This window comes from uncultured Pseudoramibacter sp. (genome assembly GCF_903789625.1).
GTDB lineage: Bacteria > Bacillota > Clostridia > Eubacteriales > Eubacteriaceae > Pseudoramibacter > Pseudoramibacter fermentans.
The window spans coordinates 1-20391 of the sequence record NZ_CAIFFF010000018.1; the positions used below are offsets into that span (position 1 = coordinate 1).

Consider the following 20391-nt stretch of genomic DNA (forward strand, 5'->3'; position numbering starts at 1 on the left):
TGGTTTATTGTTAAGCATGCTTTCGCATACTTAACGGAGCTCATTGCTCCATAATAAAAAGGATCCATTTATAAAAAATGAATCCATTCGTTCCGACTGACCTGGTCTTTGCCCCCACACCCGCCAGCTGGGAGTTTCGCCTGATATCATCTCACTTTTCCTCCTCTCGGCTTTTCGCCGGCTGGACTTACATCTAGGTCGCACCATGATCGATTATTATATTATTAAATACCTTACGTGGATCGTTTTGCCTGCGACTGGCCTCGACTTGCAACCACAGCTCGGAACACTTTCATTATAAAAAATATTGAGATTTCTGTCAATCAGCGTTAGCCCGTTCATCCTGAACGATTTTGATCATTAACGCGTTTTCAACCCGGCGTCGTTCGATTTCACAGGACACTTCGTAGGGTTTCATCACGGTGTGATTGAAATTCCACGCGTTCGCATGACAGCCGCCGCCGCAGAAATAACGGCACCAGCAGTCCCGGCACGACGGCTTATTGAGCAGCCCCGCTTCCATAAACTGATCCTTGATTTCCGGTTTAGTAATCCCTTCATCGACGTTGCCCATGATAAATTCAGGCTGACCGACAAATTGATGGCAGGGGTAAATATTGCCCTTTGGCGTCACCGCGACGTAATCTCGGCCTGCGCCGCAGCCGGAAAGGCGCTTGTACACGCAGGGGCCGCCGTTTAAGTCGACCATGAAATGATAGAATAGATAATCTAGACCTTCCTCCTCTTGATTTAGATAAGCAATGGCCAGTCTGTCGTATTCTTTTTTAATCGCATCGACGTCTTCTTCCAGAATCGCATAAGGTTTAGACGCGTCCGTCACCACAGGTTCCACTGAAATGCTCTTGAAACCCTGCCGTGCTAAATCTTCAACATCGCGGCCAAAATCTAAATTATTCTTCGTATAGGTACCGCGGACATAATATTCTCCGCCGCTCGCTTCGCGGATATCGCACATTTTTTTAATATGATTGAAAATGATGTCGTAAGAGCCTTTTCCTGAAACCGTCGGCCGCATCCGATCGTTGACTTCTTTGCGCCCGTCAAGGCTCAACACGACGTTGCCCATATTTTCGTCGATCCATTTCATGTTTTCATCGTTCAAAAGCATGCCGTTGGTCGTCATTGTAAATTTGAATTTCTTGTTTTTCGGCCCTTCGAGACTCCGACCGTAAGCGACCAGGCGCTTGACGACGTCGAAATTCATCATCGGTTCGCCGCCGAAGAAGTCCACTTCCAGATTGTGACGGTTCTTGGACTGCGCGACCAGAAAATCCAGCGCCTTTTTCCCGACTTCGTAGGGCATCACTTCGCGCTTGCTGTTGAAATCGCCCTGAGAAGCGAAGCAGTATCTGCATCTTAAATTACAGTCGTGGGCCACGTTCAGACACATCGATTTAATCAGGTCATAATTCTTGTACACCATCGGATCGTAATCGTCTGGCGCGTAGAGCATGCCCTGATTTTCCAGCTCGTGCAGTTCTTCGAGGACTTCCTCGATGTCCGCCTTTGCGTAGGTGTCCTGCCATTTTGCGATCACTTCGCTGTCGGGCTTTTCGTGGTAATCGTCTAAAATATCGTAAGTCATGCGGTCGATATTGAAAAGCGATTCGCTGGCCACGTCGAGGACAATGTAATGGTCGTTGAGATAAAACTTGTGAATTTGAGAATGTGTATTTTTCATATTTTTCTTTAGTAAAAAAACAGGCAGGCTTCGCGCCTGCCCGTTTCTGTGTGTTAACTATTTGGCCTGAGCCTGTTTGCAGTGCTGATTGCCAACCGTGCAAGAAGTCTTGCATGCTGACTGGCATGAGGTCTGGCATTCGCCGCAGCCCTTATTTTTGGTTTCACACAAACGGCCTTTGTTGACAACTTGAATATGTTTCATTGGAATCTTCCCCTTTCGAATTACTCATCTTTTGTCTGAGCTTCGGCATCATCGGTTTTTGAAGCCGCTGGTGCTTCTGTTTCAGCCTGTTCTGGCTTTTCAGCCGGTTCTGCTGCTTCTGCAGCTTCTTCCGCTTCAACATCATCTGGTTTAATGACGCGGACGATGGATTCCTTGCGGATCATCATCTTGTTGAAATCCGGAAGCATTTCGATGACGACGTTTTTGTCATCCAATGCACTGATTATACCATAAAAACCGCCGGCTGTCAGAACTTCGTCGCCAATTTTCATGTTGTTGTGCATTTCATCTGCCTGTTTCTGGCGTTTGCGCTGCGGACGAATCATCAAGAAGTACAGAAATACAAACAAGATGATGACCGAGGCGATGCTGGCCATATTGTTTCTCGATGATTGTGATGCCTGAAGGGTCAGGCCCAAAATCTGATTAATCATTCTGATAAGCTCCAATCTTTTTTATTCCATAGTTTTTAAAAACGTCGGTCCGCAAATCGAGCAGGGCGTCCTGCGCAATTGCCTCCCGCATTTTTTCCATTAGGGATAGTGTAAAATATAAATTGTGATATGTCAATAATCTGGCGCCCAATATTTCCTTACATTTGATCAAATGTCTGACGTAGGCGCGGGTGTGATTCCGACAAACTGGGCAGTCGCAATTGGGGTCAATGGGCGAAAAATCCCGTTCGTAAGTGGCGTTTCGGATGACCTTTTTGCCCTCGGAGGTCATCGCCGTGCCGTTTCTCGCGATGCGGGTCTGGAGCACGCAGTCGAACATGTCGATGCCGCGGAGGACTCCTTCAAACAACGCATCGACAGAACCGACGCCCATCAAATACCGCGGCTTTTCCTTGGGAAGCAGCGGTGTGGTTACGTCGAGCATGTGGTACATTTTTTCGTGGGTTTCTCCGACGGAAAGTCCGCCGATCGCATACCCGGGAAAGTTCATCGCGACCAAGTCCTGAGCGCTCTTGCGTCTCAAATCGTCAAACATGCCGCCCTGCACGATGCCGAACAAAGCCTGATGTTCCGGATTGGCGTGGGCCTGCTGGCACCGCTTCGCCCAGCGGGTCGTCATTTCCATCGAATGCTTCGTGTAGTCGTAATCGGCGTCCGCCGGCGCGCACTCGTCAAAGCACATGATGATGTCCGCGCCGATGACGTTCTGAAGGCGGATGGAATCCTCCGGCCGCATAAAATGCCGGGAGCCGTCTAAATAAGAAATAAACTTGACGCCGTCTTCCGTAATCTTTCGGATCGCGCCGAGGGAAAACACCTGAAATCCGCCAGAATCGGTTAAAATCGGGCGGTCCCAATTCATAAACCGGTGCAGCCCGCCGGCTTCCTTCATGACCTCTTCACCGGGTCTTAAATAGAGATGATAGGTATTGCCGAGGATGATCTGCGCGTTCATGCGGTGCAGATCGTCGTTGTCCATCGACTTGACGGTCGCCTGGGTGCCGACCGGCATGAAAATCGGCGTCTGAATTTCGCCGTGATCGGTGATGATCCGGCCGAGCCGCGCGCCCGTGTATTTTTCCTGATGGATGAGTTCGTATCGAAACATGATTCTCCTATTGAATGAACATTGCGTCGCCGAAGCTGAAGAAACGGTATTTTTCTTCAACCGCGTGACGGTAGGCCGCCAGAATCTTTTCTCTGTCGTAGAAAGACGAGACCAGCATCAAAAGCGTCGATTCAGGCAGGTGGAAATTGGTGATCAGCGCGTCGATCACGTTCCAGTGGAATCCCGGATAAATGAAAATCGACGTCGATCCGTGTTCCGCGACCACTTTGCCGTCGTGGCGGGAGGCGACGCTTTCCAGCGTCCGAACCGTCGTCGTGCCTACCGCGATGACCCGGCCGCCTTCAGCCTTTGTCTTTTCGATCAAATCCGCCGTTTCCTGAGAAACGCTGTACTGCTCTGAATGCATCTGGTGATCCAGAATATTGTCTTCCTTGACCGGTCTAAAGGTTCCGAGGCCGACGTGCAGAGTCACAGCTGCCGTCTTTACGCCCATTCCCCGGATCTGATCGAGCAGCGCTTCAGTAAAGTGCAGACCGGCTGTCGGCGCCGCGGCAGAGCCGTTGTACTTCGCGTAGACTGTCTGATACCGAGACGGATCGCTCAATTTTTCGTGGATGTACGGCGGCAGCGGCATGGTGCCGATTTGGTTCAGGATTTCCTCGAAAACGCCGTCGTATTCAAAGGCAATGACGCGCAGGCCGTTGTCGATGGTCTTTTCGATCGTCCCTTCGAGAACGACTTTATCGTCCGAATCCGTAAATTCTAAAACCGCGCCGGGCTTAGCCTTCCGCCCAGGCTTGACCATCGTTTCCCAGCGGTTGTCGTCGAGGCGTTTTAAGAGGAGCAGTTCCACTTTTCCGCCCGTTTCTTTCTTGTGACCGTAAATACGGACCGGCATCACCTTCGTGTCGTTCATCACCAAAAGATCGCCGGGTTTTAAATAATCGACAATGTCGTGAAAATGCCGATCCTCGATTTGATCCGTCTTCCGGTCGATGACCATCAGGCGGGACATGTCCCGCTTTTCTGCCGGCGTCTGGGCGATTAACGCTTCCGGCAGATCGTAATAAAAATCAGATTTCTTCATCATGCTTCGTCAATTCCTCCAGACTAATTTGATTGGCTGGCGCCTGTGCGGCCTTCAGCCCCAAATGGGCACAGCCCGCCGACGTGATCACGCGCCCGCTGGGCGTCCTGGCCAAAAACCCCAGCTGCAGCAGATAGGGCTCGTACACTTCTTCAATCGTGTTGGATTCTTCCCCGATGGACGCGGCCAGCGTGTTGAGCCCCACCGGACCGCCGTCAAATTTCTCGGCGATCGTCCTGAGCATCAATCGGTCGTTTTCGTCCAGGCCCACGTCGTCCACTTCGAATAAAGTCAGGGCCTTTTTGGCTGTTTCGAGGTCGATCACGCCCTCGCTTTCCATTTCCGCGTAATCCCGCACCCGCTTGAGCAGCCGATTCGCCACACGCGGGGTTCCTCGAGAACGTCGGGCCAGCTCTCTCGCCCCTGCATCGTCGATGCCGATGCCCAAGATGCCAGCGGAGCGCTTGACGATATCCGCCAGCTCGTCCGGCGAGTACAGCTCCAGGCGCTGCACAACGCCAAAACGATCGCGAAGCGGCGCCGTCAGCTGTCCGGCTCGGGTGGTCGCGCCGACCAGAGTAAACTTCGGCAGATCAATTCGGATGCTTTTGGCACCCGGGCCCTTCCCGATAATAATGTCAAGGGCAAAATCTTCCATCGCTGGATAGAGCACTTCTTCAACTTGACGCTGCATCCGGTGGATTTCATCGATAAACAGCACGTCACCGGCCTTCAACGTCGTCAGAATCGACGCGAGATCCCCGGGTTTTTCGATAGCCGGGCCCGAGGTGATGCGGATCTTCGTGCCCATCTCGTTGGCGATGATGTTGGCTAACGTCGTCTTGCCCAAGCCCGGCGGGCCGTAAAGCAGCACGTGATCCAGCGGTTCTCCCCGCTTTTTCGCCGCGTTGATAAAGATGCCCATCTGCTTTTTAACCCGCTTCTGGCCAATGTACTCGTCCAGATTTTGAGGTCTCAGCGAATGCTCGATCTCCACATCCGGCTCTGAAAATTCTGTTGTGATAATCCGATCCTTCATAATGTCCCTTTATGATTTTGAAGCAGCCGTCAGCGCCGCCTTTAAGAGCGCTTCAATGCTCATGCCCGGTTCAATCACCTGATCGATGAGGTCCGAGGCTTCTCTGTAGGCGTAGCCCAAGCCCAAAAGCCCGTTGATGCCCTCGTTGTACAAGGCGTCGGCCGCCTGCATGCGCTCGGTCGCACCGCCCGCCACTTCCGTTTCCGGTGTCTCGAAATCCTTGTACTTGTCTTTCAGCTCGAGGATGATCCGTTCCGCCGTTTTTTTGCCGATGCCCGGTGTTTTTGAAATGGCCTTGTCGTCCGCATTTTTGATGTGGCGGATGAACGTCGCCTCGTCGAATTGAGAGAGCAGACTCATCGCCGCCTTCGGGCCAATGCCGGAAATGCCAATCAGTGTCACGAACAGCCGGCGCTCTTCCTCGGTCGAAAAGCCGTAGAGGGTCACGTCGTCTTCCCTAAAGGCCGGATATAGTAAAAGCTTCACCGGCTCGTGCAGCGCCGGCAGTGCCGCGTTAGTCGTCATCGATGTACGGATCCAATACCCAAACCCGCCGGCTTCGACGACCACGCCGTCGGCGCGTTCCGCTTCCAATACGCCCTTGATGTATTCGAACAAAATTGTCCTCCTATTAAAAAAACGCTAAACCCAACACAATGTCTGGTTTAGCGTTTGCCTTCTTATATGGAGGTGGCACCCAGAATCGAACTGGGGAATAGAGGTTTTGCAGACCTTTGCCTTACCGCTTGGCTATGCCACCGCAAAATAAAATGGAGCGGAAGACGAGATTTGAACTCGCGACCCTCGCCATGGCAAGGCGATGCTCTACCACTGAGCCACTTCCGCACCGTTTAAATGGTGCCCAGAGGCGGAATTGAACCACCGACACGGGGATTTTCAGTCCCCTGCTCTACCGACTGAGCTATCTGGGCATGGCGACCAGGATGAGGCTCGAACTCACGACCTCCAGCGTGACAGGCTGGCATTCTAACCAACTGAACTACCTGGCCAATAAATAATGTTGCTATCTGGTGGTCGCTACAGGGCTCGAACCTGTGACCCCCTGCTTGTAAGGCAGATGCTCTCCCAGCTGAGCTAAGCGACCAAATCTCAAGCACAGGCATTATTATACGCTAGATCCCTGTGCTTGTCAAACCTTTTTTTCGATTTTTTTACAATTTTTTTATCTTTTCTCTGCAACGTACTGAACACGGTCGCTCAGCGCGCCGCCAGCCAGAAAAGTTCCGAAGTCGTAAATCTTCTGATTCTTGAAAGCTGGCACCTTTAAGAGTCTAAAAATATCTTCCACAGGATAATAGTACTGGCTCTGCTCTTCTTCGTAGCGTTCGTACAAATCGTCTTCGCGGCGCACAAAGAAGGACAAATCAAAATCAACCTTGTTGTCGTCCGGATGCAGGGTATTTTCCCACACGCAGTAGACATTGTCAAAATTGTAGACGAAGGTGTTGTCGCCGATCGTTTCCTTGTATTTTTCCGGCGTGTTCATATCGAACATTAAAAGCCCGCCGGGTTTTAGCGCCTCTGCCGAGCAGCTTAAAAAGGACTCGATTTCGTCCAAGCTCTTCAAATAATTGAAGCTGTCGCAGCAGACGATCACCGCGTCAAAGGTTTCGCCGATCTGAAAATTACTCATGTCTCCCTTGAAAAAGCGGACGTTTTCGATCCCCTGGGCCTCTGCCTTTTCAGCGGCCACTGTCAGCATATCCTCAGATAAATCCACGGCCGTCATGTCGAACCCTTTTTTAGCCAGCCGCAGCGTGATGTTGCCGGTCCCACAGCCGAATTCCAAGATTTTTTTAATCGGCTTGGTCGAATTAAGGGTCATTCTGAAGATGTAATCGGCCCATTCGTCGTAATTGATTTCCTGCATCAATTCATCGTAAACTTTAGCAAAGTCTTCGTACACAATACTCCCCCTCTCGTTTTTTAATCTAAAAGCCGCTTTTCCATCGTGTCGTGTGCCTGTTTTTCAAAGTGATCCGGCAGCGGCGGCAAAGTTCCCTGGCCTGTCTTGCGTTCCAGCGCAGCCGATAAAATGGCGTCGGCCACAGCCGGGTTTTTGGGCAGCAGGCAACCGTGGCTGTACGTTCCGTACACATTCTTGTACCGAACGCCTTCCGTGCCGTCTTCGCCGTTGTTGCCGTAGCCCTTGAGCACCTTGCCCATCGGTCTCACGCCATCCTGCAGATAGGTCTTCCCGGAATGATTTTCGAATCCGATAATATTGACCCCCGGTTTGTCGTCAAAGGTAAACACATAATTGCCGATCATCCGTTTTTTGACGCCCTCGGTGTAAAAATTCAACGCGCCGGTAAAATCGATCTGCTTGCCGTCCCAGGTCTTGTAATATTGGCCGAGCATCTGATAGCCCCCGCAAATGGCCAAAACCGTTTTGCCGTCTTCGATTGCAGCCTTCAGCTCCTTGTCCTTTCCGGAGAAAAGGTCGGGCAGCAGCACTTCCTGGTCAAAATCCTGGCCGCCGCCGATAAAAAACAAATCGTAGTCCGCAGCCTTTAAAGGTTCTCCGACGCAGACGCGGTCCACTTCCACAGGGATGTGCCGCCATTCGAGGCGGCGGCTCAGGCACAGCACATTGCCGCGATCGCCGTAGAGATTTAAAATATCCGGGTACAAATGACAAATTTTAAGTGGTTGTTCCATGATCTTGTCCTCCTTATTCCCAGAAATTTTTCACGTCGTACATTTTCGTGATCTTATTCCGCAGGTCCATCATCGCCGTGTAGGTCGGCATGATGTAAACGGGATAATCCTGCGCCGCACAGGTCTTCATCAAGGTTTCGTAATCCTTAATGACTTTCATCTTGTCTTCCGGAATACCGGCGTATTTGAAGCGCAGCGCCATATCCTCTGCGCGTATGCCTGACAGGTAGAGTCCTTTAAGCTTATCGCCCATTTCGGCAATTTGTTCGAAATCGACGTCCCAGATCCAGGACACGTCGGTGCCGTCGGCGTCGCGGTCATTGAGGCAGACCACAAAGACGGACGGATCAGTGACGTTGGTGACGAAATTCAGGACTTGATTGCAGCCTGCCGGATTTTTCACCAGGATCATGCGGATCGGCGTGCCGTTGAGGACGAGTTTTTCCATCCGCCCAAAGCCCGGCGCAAATTCAGAAAGGGAGCGGATCACCGTCGGAATATCGAATTTAAGGGCCTTGCCGACGGCAACGGTTCCGCAGGCGTTATAAATGTTGTAGCCCCCCGGCAGATTGATCGTTGTCCGATAAGTCTGACCGTCAACTAAAATATCGACGACGGATTTTGCCGCGTCGCTTTGGATAACATTCGTCACCGCAATATCCGGATCCGGTCTGTGATAGCCGCAGTTCGGGCAGCGGTAGCCGCCTAAATGGCCGTAGGTGACGTAATCGTAGACGTACTCGTGCTTACATTTGATGCAGAACGGCGCGTCCGACACTTCCTGAACGCGCTTTTTGTAGATCGGCACGTTGACCCCGTAAAACAGGACTTTATTGTCAAAATCGTCGGCGATCGACGCGACCATAGAATCGTCCGCATTGAGGCAGAGCGTTGCCTTCGGGCTGTGGCTGATGCCGATTTTAATGCTTTCGAGGGTGTGGGTCACTTCACCGTAGCGGTCCAATTGATCTCTGAAAATATTGGTGACCACAATCGCCCTGGCGTCGATCATCGTCGACACTTCCTTAAAGGCCGCCTCGTCACATTCGATTAAGGCGTAGTCGTACTTGCAGTGTCCGCTTAAGGTCGAATTGGTAATGAATTCCGCTGTAATTCCGGTAATCAGATTGGCACCGGATTTGTTGCAGAAAAAGGATAGGCCGAGATCATTCAAAGTCTGTTCAATCATTCTGGAACTGGTGGTCTTGCCATTGGTTCCTGTCACCACAATACATTTGACTCCTTTCGCACATTGAGCCAGAACTTTGTGATCCAATTTCATCGCGACACGACCTGGAAAATCCGTGCCGCCCCGCCCCATCAGGCGCAGCAGCGATTTGGTCATTTTCGCCATTACAATAGATAAGAAGGTTTTAAATTTCATGGCTAGCATTATATCACTTTCTTTTTACGATGTACAATTTTCATTGATCCCTGTCGATTTCAAAACGGGCCTCGTACTTTTTCCCGACCCTCGGCAGCTTTTTGTCGTCAACGCCCCGGCTGACCGCATCGGTCCCGAACCGCTTTCTGATCGCGTCAATGGCCTGATCGATATGGCGCTCCCGCTCGAGATCTTTTGTGTCGAACATCGAGATCTGCGAGACGCTTCCGGTTTCAATCTGCGTCAGCGCGACGCCGATGAGCCGAAGCGGGGTCACCCCGTCCCAGAGCTCATCGAAAAGCTGATCAGCCGTGGCCTCGATTTCCCGCGTGATGTCCGTCGCGTGATCCAGCGTCCGCTGGTGGGACCGATCGACGAAGCTGGAAGAGCGGATCTGGACGCTGATACGCTTGGCCCGCCGGTGTTTGCTGCGAAGGCGCATCGCCACAGAATCCACCAGTCTTTTAATCACTTTTCGGGCTTCTGCCGCGGACCTCACGTCTTTTGGCAGCGTAATTGACACCGAGTACCCCTTTTCCTCTTGAGGCTCAGCCAAAACCGGGCTGTCGTCCAATCCGTTGGCGTAACGGTAAAGATGTCCCCCCTGTTTATTGCCCAGCACCTGTTGTAAATTAGCGGGCTCGCAATGGGCCAAATCCCCAATTGTCCGGATGCCGTACAGGTTTAGCTTTTCGGCGGTCTTCCGCCCGACAGAGAGGAGCCGCCTGACTGGCAGGGGCCACATTTTCTCCGGGATTTCCTCGGTCCAGAGGGTGTGCACCTTGTCCGGCTTTTCAAAATCCCCAGCCATCTTCGCCAAAAGCTTATTGGGTCCAACGCCCACGTTCACGGTAAAGCCGAGCTCCGCCTTGATGCGGTCCTTAAGTTCGTAGGCCGTCTCGACGGGATGGTGATAGGCCGTCGTCTGGGTGACGTCGAGGAAGCACTCGTCGATTGAAAAATCCTGAACAGCGGTGGCGTAGGTTCTGCAGATGGCCTTAAACGCGCGGCTGTAACGCTGGTAAATTTTAAAATCCGGCGGAATGGCGATAAGATCCGGGCATTTTCTCACCGCGTCGGAAAGGGGCTCGCCGGTGTGAATGCCGAAGGCCTTCGCCGGAACCGATTTGGCGAGCACCACGCCGTGGCGTTTCGCCGCGTCGCCGCCCACGACCGCCGGAACGAGACGCAAATCCGATTCGCCCCAGGACAGCCGGTCCACAGACGACCAGGACAGATATGCCGAATTGACGTCCACATGATAGATCAGCCGTTCTTCGCCCATGCCGACCTCCTTTCCGTTCAATATTTGATAAACAAAAGAAGCCTCCCGTTTGGGAGGCCAAGGAAAAAAGAGAGAGACACTCGTGAAAAAAATCAATCTTTACAATTGCTCATTTTTCACTCGTCACTTCAATTATACAGCAGATTATTAAATGAAACCTTAATTCTTATTTTAACAGATAAAAAAGAACCGTTATTTTTAGTTTTGTTCTGGTATTTTTTTGTTCTCTCCGTTTTATACGTTAAAATTCGGCAAAAATTGAATCTGAGGCCGCCCCGTCGTCTTGTTGATGCGCACCTCGCTGTCGATGCCGTATAAATAATGGATCATCTCCGGCGTAATGACTTCTTCAGGGGTGCCGATTTTAACCAAATCGCCCTTCTTGAGCACGACGATGCGGTCGCAGTACAGCGACGCGATGTTTAAATCGTGCACAGAGGTAAAGACAGTCATATCCTGCCGCTTCAAGATATTCATGATCTGATATTGATACTTGATGTCCAGATGGTTGGTCGGTTCATCGAGGACGATCAGCTCCGCTTCCTGAGACAGCGCCCGTGCCAGCAGCACACGCTGTTTTTCCCCGCCTGACAGGCTCAAAAAGCTGCGTTCCTCGTAACCTTTCATCCCAACTTCTTCGAGGTACTTTTCCGCGATTGCGTGGTCCTTTTCGGACGAATCTTGGAGCAGCCGCTTGTGGGCGTAGCGTCCGAGCATGACCATATCGATGACGGTCAAATCGAATTCCACCGTGTTTTCCTGAACCATGACAGCCATTTTTTTAGCGAATTCCTTGTCGTTGACCTGATCGACCAGCTGGCCGTCCAAGTAAATTTTGCCGCGGTCCGGCTGATAAATTCGGTAAATGTTTTTCAGCAGCGTCGATTTGCCGCAGCCATTTGGCCCGACCAGACCGACGAATTCTCCTTTTTGAATTTCCAGATCAATAGCCTTTAAGATCTGCGCCTTGTCGATCGAAAAATCTAAATGTTCAACCTTTAATTTCGCCATCATGCACCTCCGAATTTCGAACGGCTCTTCCGAATCAGGAACAGGAAGAACGGCGCGCCAAATAATGCGGTTAAAACGCCGATCGGCAGCTCTTCCGGAATGACGACGATGCGGGAAATCCAATCGCACAGAATCGTGAAAAGCCCGCCGAGCAGAATCGAGGCCGGCATCAAACGGCTGTGCTTCGAGCCGACGAGAGATCTGGTGATGTGCGGGATGATCAGCCCGATAAAGCCGATGACTCCAGAGACCGATACGATCGCGCCGGTCATAATCGTACACAGGACAATGATCGACACCTTGATGCGCATTAGATTGACGCCAAGGGTCGTCGCGGCGTCGTCGCCGAGCATCAGCACGTCTAAGCTGTCCGTAAAGAAGAACAGGATGACCGTACAGATCATCACGATGATGAAGAGATACAGCACCGTGCTCCAATTGGCGCCGCTGAGGGAGCCCATCATCCAGTAAATCGCCGTCTTGACTTTGTCGTCGCCGGTTTGTCTGTAGTAAATCATAAAGTTGGTAATGGCCTGAAAGAGCGTGGACACGGCAATCCCGGCCAAGACCAGCTGCGTCGACGTGATGCGGTTGCTGACTGACGAGACTTTCATCGCGATGAAGATCGCAATGAAGGCGCCGATCGCTGCGCCAAATACGATATGGAATTGACCCATAAAACCAAACCAGCCGTACATGATGACCGCAACAGCCCCAGCGGATGCCCCTGAGGAAATTCCGAGCACGTACGGATCCGCCAAGGAGTTACGCGTCATGGCCTGCATCAAAATCCCGCAGAGGGACAGCCCGGCGCCGACCATCATCGCCATCAGCACCCGCGGAAAACGCATGGTCCAAATGATGGTTTCAAGGGACGCGTTCCAGGTCGGCTCGAAAATTTCGTGGCCGGTCAGGTGGTTGAGCAATACCTTGCAGACCACATCCGGCGGAATGGAGACACTGCCGGAAAAGACAGCCAGAATGACAGCCAAAACGAGAAGCACGAACAGGCCGATGCAGAACAGCACAAAGGCCCCTCTCTTTCGAATTGGCAGGTGTAAACTGAGTTTCATAGATTCACCTCTTTTTTCATCAAAAGAGAGACTTTCACTGAAAATCTCCGGTGAAAGTCTCTCCCTGTTTTGATTTCAAACCCTCTTAGAATTTGTCTGGATAAAGCTGTTTAGCAATGCTCTTGACCAAATCAGCCGATCCCGCAGAACCCTGCATGATGGCACAGTTGGCAGAGTAGATCTTGTTTTCCTTAACCGCGCGCAGGTTCTTGGTGTATTTGTTGGTCTTCAGGAATTTCTTCTTTTTGTTGACGTCGTGGTTGTATTCGAGAATGATGATCGCATCAGGATCTCTTTCGGCCACTTGTTCCCAAGATGGGGTTGCCCAGCCTTTGTTGATGTCGTTGAAGATCGAGATCGCGCCAGCCTTTTTAAGGGTATCGCCTGGCATCCCTTGGCAGGCTGTGAACGGTGCGTCTTCACCGGAGTCGTAAACAAATACCTTGACCGGATTCTGGTAAGCTTCGTCACCTAAAGTCTTGTGGACTGAATCCAGCGTGCTCTTCATCTTGTCGATGCGCTTCTGCGCGGTGTCTTCCACCTGGAAGATCTTGCCGAGGGTTTCGTAATCCTTGTACAGATCTTCAAAGGTCGCGCTGTCTGAGCAGACATACGGGAAGTACGGGGTGATGCCGTTCTTCTTGCAGAAGCTCAGACTGAAGTTTTTGTCTGAGAATAAATCATCCCAGCCGACGAGGAAATCGCAGCCCGTAGCCAGCACCTTTTCTTTGGAAACCGTACGCAGATTGACGCCCGGTTTCGCCAGCTGTTTAACTTTCTTTTCGCCCGGATACTGTTTGACGGTATCGACACAGGCGCCCTTGGTGTAGCCGGCCATATTGTCCGCTAAACCGAGGTCGAAGAAAATATCGGCCATCTGGTCACCGTCGGCGACAACCTTTGTCGGCATTTTCTTAAAGGTGTGTTTGTAATTCTTTCCAAGGCCGCTGCGTTCCAAATTCATTTCAATGGTAACCGGCTTGTAATTTTTACTCGATGCTTTTGAACTTGAACTTGAGCTCGAGGATGAACTCGAGCCGCATCCGGCCAATGTTGTCAGCGCCAATGCTGCCGCTAACCCTACACATGCTAACTGTTTTTTCATCAATTAACCCCCTTAAAATTTTCTTAACTTAATTTAATCTTAGTATACGAGGGATTTTTGCTTAAAGATAGATAATATTGTGATATTAAAATGTATTATTTTGCTAAAAATTTTATTTGTATTTAATTTTACATATTATCGTGTAGATTTAAAATATATGCTAACTTTATCAGCATAAAAAAAGACTGAGCCAAAGCCCAGTCTGGATTGTAAAGCCTACACGACCGAAAATCGATACCCAGCACCCCAAACGGTTTGAATGTATTCTGGATGGGACGAGTCGATTTCAATTTTTTCGCGAATCCGGTTAATGTGGACGGTCACCGTCGCCGTATCGCCCATCGCATCCATGCCCCAAATTCGGTCAAAAAGGGTTTCCTTTGAGAAGACGATATCGGGATTGGACGCGAGAAAAACCAACAGCTCGTATTCCTTGTTTTTGAGTGAAACTTCCTTTCCCCTCACGCTGACTCGATGGGCATCGGTGTCAATGACCAAATCTTTCACCGCGATTTGGTGGTGAACCGGTGTGTTCCCGGATTTGAGCCGCTCGTGAATGGCAATATGGGCTTTGACCCGCGCAACCATTTCCGACGGACTGAAGGGCTTGACAATGTAATCGTCCGCACCGAGTCCCAGCCCGCGAATTTTATCCACATCCGTCTTTTTGGCCGTCACTAAAATAATCGGCGTGTTGCTGCTTTCTCGAATGGTTCTGCAGATGTTGAAGCCGTTCATACCCGGCAGCATGACGTCGAGCAGAAACAAATCCCATTTTTCTGCCTGTGCCAGTTCAAGGCCCGTCTCGCCGTCCGACGCGATCTCGACCTCGTAACCCGCAGCCTCTAAATAGTCCCGTTCCAAATCGGCGATCAATGGATCATCCTCTACGATTAGAATACGCTGTTGCATTTTCCCGTTTACTCCTCGATTCCATTTGTGTTTTCTGTTTGCATACAAATTGGCAGCGTGATGCGCATTGTCAGCCCGTTCCCGTTGTTTTGGGCTTCAATCGTGCCGTCATGGCCTGTGACGATCTGCCGCACAATGGCCAGACCAAGACCGCTGCCCTGCCCCGGCATCGTCCGGCTCTTGTCCCCTCGGTAGAAGCTGTCAAAAATATGGGGCAGATCTTCCTCCGGCACGCCCGGACCGTCGTCGGACACGGTCACGATGTAACGGCCATCTTTGACAGACGAAGTCACGTTGATGTGCACCGGCGTCTGTTTGGCGTACTTGACGCTGTTTTCAAAGAGATTGACGAAGACGCGGTGTATTTCGTCCGTATCCATTTCGACAAATGCCTTCGGCGTGTTCAGACTGCAGTTAAGCTCAACCGCTTGACCGCTCTCGCCGGTTTTAAACCGATCGATCACCTCAGCCAGAAAGGCGTCCGCCTGCGTCTTCTTCAAATGATAAGAAAATTGATTGTTCTGCAGATGGGCCAATTCTGAGAGACTGTCCACCAGTTTCGTCATGTCTTCCGCTCGGGTGTGAATTGCCGCGTAATAACGCGCGCGTTTTTCCTCCGTATTGGCAATGCCGTCCTGAAGGCCTTCCACGTAGCCGATAATCGAAGTGAGGGGCGTGCGCAGGTCGTGGGAAATCCCGGCCAGCCATTCTTTTTGATGCTGTTCGGCCTGCATCCGCGCGTCAACCGATGTCTTGAGCTGATGGCGCATGCCCTCAAAATCCTGGCACACAGCGCCAAATTCATCTGGTTGATTATAAGCGATTGGCGAATCGAGGTCACCCTCTGCGATTCTGTGTGTCCCGTCGCGCAGTGCATCCAGCGGTGTCATGATCATCTTCGTAATCCAACGCGTTAAGACGGCGTTGGTCAGCGCGATCACCAGTAAAATAATTAATCCTAAAATAGCGGCGCTCTTGAGAATAAAATGTTTAAAATCCGCTTCCTGCAGTTTGGCCGGCACTCTGCCGCCGACACAAACTGCTGTGATGACTTCGGTTTTGCCATTTATTTTATAGGTTGCGCACACTACCGCCTGGTGGCCAAAGCTCACTGAAAAATGGTCGGACTTAATTTGATCCCCAACCTTGGCGAGCACCGCCCGATCTTTTTTTGTAAAATTACTGTATTTCACCTTTCCGTCTCGCACCACTTCGACACTGTAGCCGATTTGTTTGAGCTGACGGGACAAGGCCTTGGGGTCTTTTCGGTTGTCGTAAATCTGCATCTGTGCGGAATAGATCCCATTTTCGCGTTTAAAAGTCGCCTCGACAGATTCCGTATAGGCGGGATCGATATACTCACCGACGACACCGATCAAAATCAAGCCGCAAATCAATGGAATCACAATCATCAGCACGTTGGAAATAATCAGTTTTCGGTGAATGGTCATACTGCACTCCTTTTATTCGTTGCTGCCTCTTCCCTTAACCGTTAAAATCAAATCCCTGAAAGCGCTCGGATGACTGACGATTTCCAGTACCGCCACGAGCGCAATGCCGACAATAAAACAGACCGGATTGAAACTCTGAAGGCTCATCGCCGGCATCGGATGACTCAGCGTTGTGGGTCCCTGAGCGATCGCGTAGAGCGAACCGATCATCATACCAATAATAGCATACCGCGTCGGAATTGGGAACGTTTCAAACGCCTTCTTCACCCATTTTGAAATGAGCGCCGCACCGACGACAATACCCATAATCAAAACGATTAAACCCGGCACCGCCGAAAAGTTCATGGTCATCGCGGCTTTTAGGCCGTGAATGACTGGCAGGTAGAGCCCAAAAACAAGAAGCAGGGTCGAACCTGAAATCCCAGGCAGCACCATCGCTGAAATGGCTGCGGCTCCGGCAATAAAAATATAAATCGCTGATGCCGGTGAGAGTCCTGTCAACGCTGCATTGGAGTTGGGATGCAAAACTGTAATCACGACGACTAAAGCGGCACCCGCGGCGAGACAAATCCATTTGGCTAAGCCGCGCTGCTGTCTGCGCATTTCGGGATCCGCCATCATCACGACGATTGAAACGAGAATGAATCCGAGAAACAAGGAACTGATGCCGTAAATATGCGTTTCGAATAAATTCGATAAAGCTACGACAGCCAGGCCCATCCCGATGATCCAACCGGCAAACAATTTTATTAAAAATTTAAATCCTTCCCGGCGTTCATTTCGGTCTCTCGAAAAGATCCCATTGAGGGAACCGATAAACTTTTCATAAAATCCCATAATAAACGCGATACTGCCGCCGGACACCCCCGGCACACTATCCGCTAAGGCCATACAAAAGCCTTGAAACATTTCTTTAATTGGCATATTGTTTCCTCCGTTTTTAATCTGCTCTGATTATACGCAGCGGTTATTTCAGAGAAAAAAACAGAAAATAAACATTTTATAAAATAGACAATTTATAGATACAATCTTGTTATTTTGGACTGCTAAGCATAAAATAAAAATATGATGAAAAATACACAAATGTTACAAGACAAAGCATACAATTTTTTAATCGAGCAAATCAAAAACGGCGAATTGGAAAATGGCAAATTCTATTCTCTCAATCAATTCAGCAAGGATTTTAATTTTTCTAAAACGCCACTCCGTGACGCTGTCTTACGTCTCGATGAAGAAGGATATTTAGATTTAGTGCCCAGTAAGGGTTTCTGCGTTCACGAATTATCAGAACAGGAAATCACCGAAACCTACCAAATTCGGGAGGCCTTTGAATCTTATTGTCTAGAAGAGCTCAGCAACAATCAAGATACTGAACGCGGCCAATTTTATTTGAACAAGCTGCAGTCGAAAATCGATGCGCAGCAGAAAATTTTTGAAACCACCGGCGATCACGAAGCCTTTGCTCAAAAGGACTACGAATTCCACAGAAGCATGATTCAATACGTTGGCAATGCGATAATGCTTAGCTTCTACCGCAAACTCATGTACCGCATTGCCCGCATGACTGGCCTTTCTTTTGAACGAACAGGCCGTATGAAGGAAGCATTAGACGAGCATATTCGAATTATGAATGCCGTCAAAGAAAAAAATATTCCGGAAATCAAAAATTTAATTTGTACACAAACTCGGACTGCTAAAGCAATTAACTTAGATATCATCAAAACAAAAAGCCAAGATCCCGTTTGATCCTGGCTTTTTAAAGTAAATGGGGTTTTTATTAATCTTCGACATCCGCAATACAAACGACCTGGCTGGAATCCAACCCTTTAATTCTCAACGGCGCGTTGGTAAAGAATTTAATGGTTGCGCCCTTCGGAATGTCGGATAAATGCATGTCTTCAATACCGGTAACGAATTTACCGGAATAGTATCCCAAAACGTGACGATGGCAGTCCGGCGGCAATTCACCCTCTTTGCATTTTTCAGAGGCTGATCCAATGGCCAAAAAGTCCATGCCGATGGTTTTCAGATTCGGAAAGTTTTCCGTCAAATAATCGCCGGCACTCGGCGCGATAAACGAACCTTCGTTCTGATAAATGTTCTGATCTGTGTCACGATACTTTTCAAGTCCTGTCCTAAATAACGCGCAGGAAACCTGTGAAAGCACATCCGCAAAAGGTTCAAGGTCTTCTTTATAAATACCTTCTGCTGGGCCTTTCGGAATTTCAATCAGTGCGACTTTTGTGTGCGTGAAATATTCAATCGGCAGCTCATTGATTGAGATGCCGTCCTTCACAAAATGACGCGGTGCATCCATGTGCGTGCCGAAATGGTTTGGCAATTCTGAAATAAAGCTGCAGAACGGGCATTCTTCTGAAACGTCCGTGCATTGTTTCACCTTAACAACAGGTTCTCCCGGCCATGCGTATCCATCAGGATCTAAAATGTGTGATAAAAACTGAAATGCCATAATATACTCCTCCTCAAAATTATTTCATTAATTTTTTTACTGCGTCTTTTAATGTGTCTTCTCCGCCGACATTCCCCGGGAAGATGACGTACGGAATTTTTGGGAATCGGCTGTTGTCCCCCGTTTGCCAAACAGGGATTCCCGGTTCAATCTGTCCGAGGACATTTGCTTTCGTAACGGCGAGTGCTTTTGTCCCGACATCACTCGAGGTAATGCCGCCTTTTGCCACGACAAAGGCCGGCGTTATCTTCAATCTGCCTACAAGAGACTGAACCGCATCCGAAATTTTCACCGAAAGTCTGAGTTCATCTTCTTTATTGCCGGTATCTGCCGTAATCAGCTGTCGAGTTGTATAGACGCAAACGCTCGTTCCTGAAGCGATTGCTTCTTCCTCTTCGGCGAGGCATCGTGCCACTTCGGCTTCAAAAGCCTGTTCATCCCGAACCAGTGTTGCGTTTAATTCAATAAATTTAATTCCAGGCAGTGTCTTGAGCTGTTCCATCTGCGCGGTGGTCTTCTGCGTATGAGAGCCGACCACAATGATTCCACCATTTTCCGTTTCCTGAATCACCATATCCTCACGGGTCAGAAGCGGCTGATCGGTGACGCCGCCCATGACCTTAACCAGTGCGGCCGCAGAGCGGAACATGAAGTTTTTGCCCTTTTTCATCGCACGGTACAGTGCGACACAGAATACCTTCACATCGACATAATCGATCGCATTGACAATAATCTTGTTAAAATTCTGAACTGAGAGCAGCTGCTTTTCAATCTTGTCATAATTACAGGCTCGCAAATCGTCGAGTGCAATCCCAATGCAGTCGGACGCTTTGTACGCGCCGTCGGTTTTTTCTTCAATGTATTCTTTGATGTCGCTTTTGGTGTAGCCGAAGGTTTTGTCCTTTGCAAATTCGGTTTCAGCCGCCGGCGTCAATTGATCCCCTTCCTGCACATAATGCACGTCGTCGATCGTAAAACGGCCGCCTTCTTTAAAGAAGGGGCACATCACTTCCCCGTCGATTTTCCGCCCTGTGTCTTTTTCGTAGGCTTCCTTTAAAAGAATGGTTTCCAACGGGTAATGCCCGCGGAGCGTTGAATCGGATCGGCTGATGTAGAGATAATCCTTTCCGGTTGCCTTCGACGCTGCATCGACCGCTGCGGCAATTTCATGATGTGCTGCTGTCGTTTCGTCTTGTGTCATGCCGCGGGAATTGGTCATGATGTAGAATAAATTGTTTTCTTCGGCAAAGGCCTCTTTCAACGTTTCTGGTTTCCAATTGGTATAAACCGAAACGTCGTGAACCGTCTGAACGCCTGTCGGATCATCGTCAAGCACGACGATTTTTTTATCATTTTCTGCGATCAGCTGATTCAACACCCGATCAACTGCCGCTTCATCCACAGCTGGATATTGTTTTAATACGTCAACTTTAAGCGCCAT

General features: G+C 50.0%; 20 protein-coding genes and 5 tRNA genes. 1 reads left to right on the forward strand and 24 read right to left on the reverse strand.

Annotated features, from left to right (window positions below; translation table 11 throughout):
• Nucleotides 1–319: 319 nt before the first annotated feature.
• From scfB to QZX60_RS08630, 22 genes are all read right to left on the reverse strand, one after another.
• Entirely contained in the window at nt 320–1702 is a 1383-nt protein-coding gene (gene scfB / locus QZX60_RS08525; protein WP_295363728.1) for a thioether cross-link-forming SCIFF peptide maturase, read from the reverse strand.
• Between the two features lie 57 nt (nt 1703–1759).
• A complete protein-coding gene (gene scfA, locus QZX60_RS08530; protein ID WP_295363731.1) occupies nt 1760–1906 on the reverse strand; it encodes a six-cysteine ranthipeptide SCIFF in 147 nt (48 codons plus the stop codon).
• Nucleotides 1907–1926: 20 nt separating this feature from the next.
• Nucleotides 1927–2361: a preprotein translocase subunit YajC gene (yajC, locus tag QZX60_RS08535; RefSeq protein WP_295363734.1), complete on the reverse strand. Its 435-nt coding sequence runs from the start codon at nt 2359–2361 to the stop codon at nt 1927–1929.
• Nucleotides 2354–3490, reverse strand: coding sequence for a tRNA guanosine(34) transglycosylase Tgt (gene tgt / locus QZX60_RS08540; RefSeq protein ID WP_295363737.1), 1137 nt, complete (start codon nt 3488–3490; stop codon nt 2354–2356). Before tgt ends, yajC begins: the two co-directional genes overlap by 8 nt.
• A gap of 7 nt (nt 3491–3497) precedes the next feature.
• Nucleotides 3498–4538 carry a tRNA preQ1(34) S-adenosylmethionine ribosyltransferase-isomerase QueA gene (gene queA / locus QZX60_RS08545; protein ID WP_295363822.1) on the reverse strand — a complete coding sequence of 347 codons (1041 nt, stop codon included), beginning with the start codon at nt 4536–4538 and terminating at the stop codon, nt 3498–3500.
• Entirely contained in the window at nt 4525–5577 is a 1053-nt protein-coding gene (gene ruvB / locus QZX60_RS08550; RefSeq protein WP_295363740.1) for a Holliday junction branch migration DNA helicase RuvB, read from the reverse strand. Before ruvB ends, queA begins: the two co-directional genes overlap by 14 nt.
• 9 nt (nt 5578–5586) lie before the next feature.
• The gene (gene ruvA / locus QZX60_RS08555) at nt 5587–6195 is read right to left on the reverse strand and encodes a Holliday junction branch migration protein RuvA (RefSeq protein ID WP_295363743.1); all 609 of its coding nucleotides are present in this window, start codon (nt 6193–6195) and stop codon (nt 5587–5589) included.
• A 67-nt stretch (nt 6196–6262) separates the two neighbouring features.
• A tRNA-Cys gene (locus tag QZX60_RS08560) sits at nt 6263–6337 on the reverse strand.
• An 11-nt stretch (nt 6338–6348) separates the two neighbouring features.
• Nucleotides 6349–6423, reverse strand: a tRNA-Gly gene (locus QZX60_RS08565).
• Between the two features lie 10 nt (nt 6424–6433).
• Nucleotides 6434–6509, reverse strand: a tRNA-Phe gene (locus QZX60_RS08570).
• Nucleotide 6510: 1 nt separating this feature from the next.
• Nucleotides 6511–6587: transfer RNA gene (locus QZX60_RS08575), tRNA-Asp, on the reverse strand.
• A gap of 19 nt (nt 6588–6606) precedes the next feature.
• Nucleotides 6607–6682, reverse strand: a tRNA-Val gene (locus QZX60_RS08580).
• A 78-nt stretch (nt 6683–6760) separates the two neighbouring features.
• Nucleotides 6761–7504 (reverse strand): class I SAM-dependent methyltransferase, encoded by a 744-nt coding sequence (locus tag QZX60_RS08585; RefSeq protein WP_295363746.1) that lies wholly within the window; start codon nt 7502–7504, stop codon nt 6761–6763.
• Nucleotides 7505–7524: 20 nt separating this feature from the next.
• Nucleotides 7525–8259 carry a type 1 glutamine amidotransferase gene (locus QZX60_RS08590; RefSeq protein ID WP_295363749.1) on the reverse strand — a complete coding sequence of 245 codons (735 nt, stop codon included), beginning with the start codon at nt 8257–8259 and terminating at the stop codon, nt 7525–7527.
• A 13-nt stretch (nt 8260–8272) separates the two neighbouring features.
• Nucleotides 8273–9643 carry a MurT ligase domain-containing protein gene (locus QZX60_RS08595; protein ID WP_295363753.1) on the reverse strand — a complete coding sequence of 457 codons (1371 nt, stop codon included), beginning with the start codon at nt 9641–9643 and terminating at the stop codon, nt 8273–8275.
• A 40-nt stretch (nt 9644–9683) separates the two neighbouring features.
• Nucleotides 9684–10928 carry a DNA polymerase thumb domain-containing protein gene (locus QZX60_RS08600; protein ID WP_295363755.1) on the reverse strand — a complete coding sequence of 415 codons (1245 nt, stop codon included), beginning with the start codon at nt 10926–10928 and terminating at the stop codon, nt 9684–9686.
• A 234-nt stretch (nt 10929–11162) separates the two neighbouring features.
• The gene (locus tag QZX60_RS08605) at nt 11163–11939 is read right to left on the reverse strand and encodes an ABC transporter ATP-binding protein (RefSeq protein WP_295363758.1); all 777 of its coding nucleotides are present in this window, start codon (nt 11937–11939) and stop codon (nt 11163–11165) included.
• Entirely contained in the window at nt 11939–13012 is a 1074-nt protein-coding gene (locus QZX60_RS08610; protein WP_295363761.1) for an iron ABC transporter permease, read from the reverse strand. Before QZX60_RS08610 ends, QZX60_RS08605 begins: the two co-directional genes overlap by 1 nt.
• 85 nt (nt 13013–13097) lie before the next feature.
• Entirely contained in the window at nt 13098–14117 is a 1020-nt protein-coding gene (locus QZX60_RS08615) for an ABC transporter substrate-binding protein (RefSeq protein ID WP_295363764.1), read from the reverse strand.
• Between the two features lie 216 nt (nt 14118–14333).
• Complete coding sequence (locus tag QZX60_RS08620) at nt 14334–15029, reverse strand: response regulator transcription factor (protein WP_295363766.1); 696 nt, start codon at nt 15027–15029, stop codon at nt 14334–14336.
• A gap of 8 nt (nt 15030–15037) precedes the next feature.
• Nucleotides 15038–16480 carry a HAMP domain-containing sensor histidine kinase gene (locus QZX60_RS08625; RefSeq protein ID WP_295363767.1) on the reverse strand — a complete coding sequence of 481 codons (1443 nt, stop codon included), beginning with the start codon at nt 16478–16480 and terminating at the stop codon, nt 15038–15040.
• Between the two features lie 12 nt (nt 16481–16492).
• Nucleotides 16493–17404: a DUF368 domain-containing protein gene (locus QZX60_RS08630; RefSeq protein ID WP_295363770.1), complete on the reverse strand. Its 912-nt coding sequence runs from the start codon at nt 17402–17404 to the stop codon at nt 16493–16495.
• Between the two features lie 141 nt (nt 17405–17545).
• Here QZX60_RS08630 and QZX60_RS08635 point away from each other — a divergent pair, with 141 nt between their 5' ends.
• Nucleotides 17546–18226 carry a GntR family transcriptional regulator gene (locus tag QZX60_RS08635; RefSeq protein ID WP_295363773.1) on the forward strand — a complete coding sequence of 227 codons (681 nt, stop codon included), beginning with the start codon at nt 17546–17548 and terminating at the stop codon, nt 18224–18226.
• A gap of 31 nt (nt 18227–18257) precedes the next feature.
• Here QZX60_RS08635 and QZX60_RS08640 read toward each other — a convergent pair whose 3' ends face one another.
• Both QZX60_RS08640 and QZX60_RS08645 read right to left on the reverse strand, forming a co-directional pair.
• Nucleotides 18258–18950: a cyclase family protein gene (locus QZX60_RS08640; RefSeq protein ID WP_295363776.1), complete on the reverse strand. Its 693-nt coding sequence runs from the start codon at nt 18948–18950 to the stop codon at nt 18258–18260.
• Between the two features lie 19 nt (nt 18951–18969).
• The gene (locus QZX60_RS08645) at nt 18970–20391 is read right to left on the reverse strand and encodes a four-carbon acid sugar kinase family protein (RefSeq protein WP_295363780.1); all 1422 of its coding nucleotides are present in this window, start codon (nt 20389–20391) and stop codon (nt 18970–18972) included.

Excerpts from the sequence above, each read along its gene's own strand:
- QZX60_RS08635 (WP_295363773.1), top strand. The coding sequence starts at position 17,546 with ATGATGAAAAATACACAAATGTTACAAGACAAAGCATACAATTTTTTA.
- scfA (WP_295363731.1), bottom strand. The coding sequence starts at position 1,906 with ATGAAACATATTCAAGTTGTCAACAAAGGCCGTTTGTGTGAAACCAAA.
- QZX60_RS08620 (WP_295363766.1), bottom strand. The coding sequence starts at position 15,029 with ATGCAACAGCGTATTCTAATCGTAGAGGATGATCCATTGATCGCCGAT.
- QZX60_RS08605 (WP_295363758.1), bottom strand. The coding sequence starts at position 11,939 with ATGGCGAAATTAAAGGTTGAACATTTAGATTTTTCGATCGACAAGGCG.
- QZX60_RS08615 (WP_295363764.1), bottom strand. The coding sequence starts at position 14,117 with ATGAAAAAACAGTTAGCATGTGTAGGGTTAGCGGCAGCATTGGCGCTG.
- QZX60_RS08630 (WP_295363770.1), bottom strand. The coding sequence starts at position 17,404 with ATGCCAATTAAAGAAATGTTTCAAGGCTTTTGTATGGCCTTAGCGGAT.
- QZX60_RS08595 (WP_295363753.1), bottom strand. The coding sequence starts at position 9,643 with ATGAAATTTAAAACCTTCTTATCTATTGTAATGGCGAAAATGACCAAA.
- QZX60_RS08625 (WP_295363767.1), bottom strand. The coding sequence starts at position 16,480 with ATGACCATTCACCGAAAACTGATTATTTCCAACGTGCTGATGATTGTG.
- QZX60_RS08645 (WP_295363780.1), bottom strand. The coding sequence starts at position 20,391 with ATGGCGCTTAAAGTTGACGTATTAAAACAATATCCAGCTGTGGATGAA.
- QZX60_RS08640 (WP_295363776.1), bottom strand. The coding sequence starts at position 18,950 with ATGGCATTTCAGTTTTTATCACACATTTTAGATCCTGATGGATACGCA.
- QZX60_RS08610 (WP_295363761.1), bottom strand. The coding sequence starts at position 13,012 with ATGAAACTCAGTTTACACCTGCCAATTCGAAAGAGAGGGGCCTTTGTG.
- queA (WP_295363822.1), bottom strand. The coding sequence starts at position 4,538 with ATGAAGAAATCTGATTTTTATTACGATCTGCCGGAAGCGTTAATCGCC.
- yajC (WP_295363734.1), bottom strand. The coding sequence starts at position 2,361 with ATGATTAATCAGATTTTGGGCCTGACCCTTCAGGCATCACAATCATCG.
- ruvB (WP_295363740.1), bottom strand. The coding sequence starts at position 5,577 with ATGAAGGATCGGATTATCACAACAGAATTTTCAGAGCCGGATGTGGAG.
- QZX60_RS08590 (WP_295363749.1), bottom strand. The coding sequence starts at position 8,259 with ATGGAACAACCACTTAAAATTTGTCATTTGTACCCGGATATTTTAAAT.
- tgt (WP_295363737.1), bottom strand. The coding sequence starts at position 3,490 with ATGTTTCGATACGAACTCATCCATCAGGAAAAATACACGGGCGCGCGG.
- QZX60_RS08600 (WP_295363755.1), bottom strand. The coding sequence starts at position 10,928 with ATGGGCGAAGAACGGCTGATCTATCATGTGGACGTCAATTCGGCATAT.
- scfB (WP_295363728.1), bottom strand. The coding sequence starts at position 1,702 with ATGAAAAATACACATTCTCAAATTCACAAGTTTTATCTCAACGACCAT.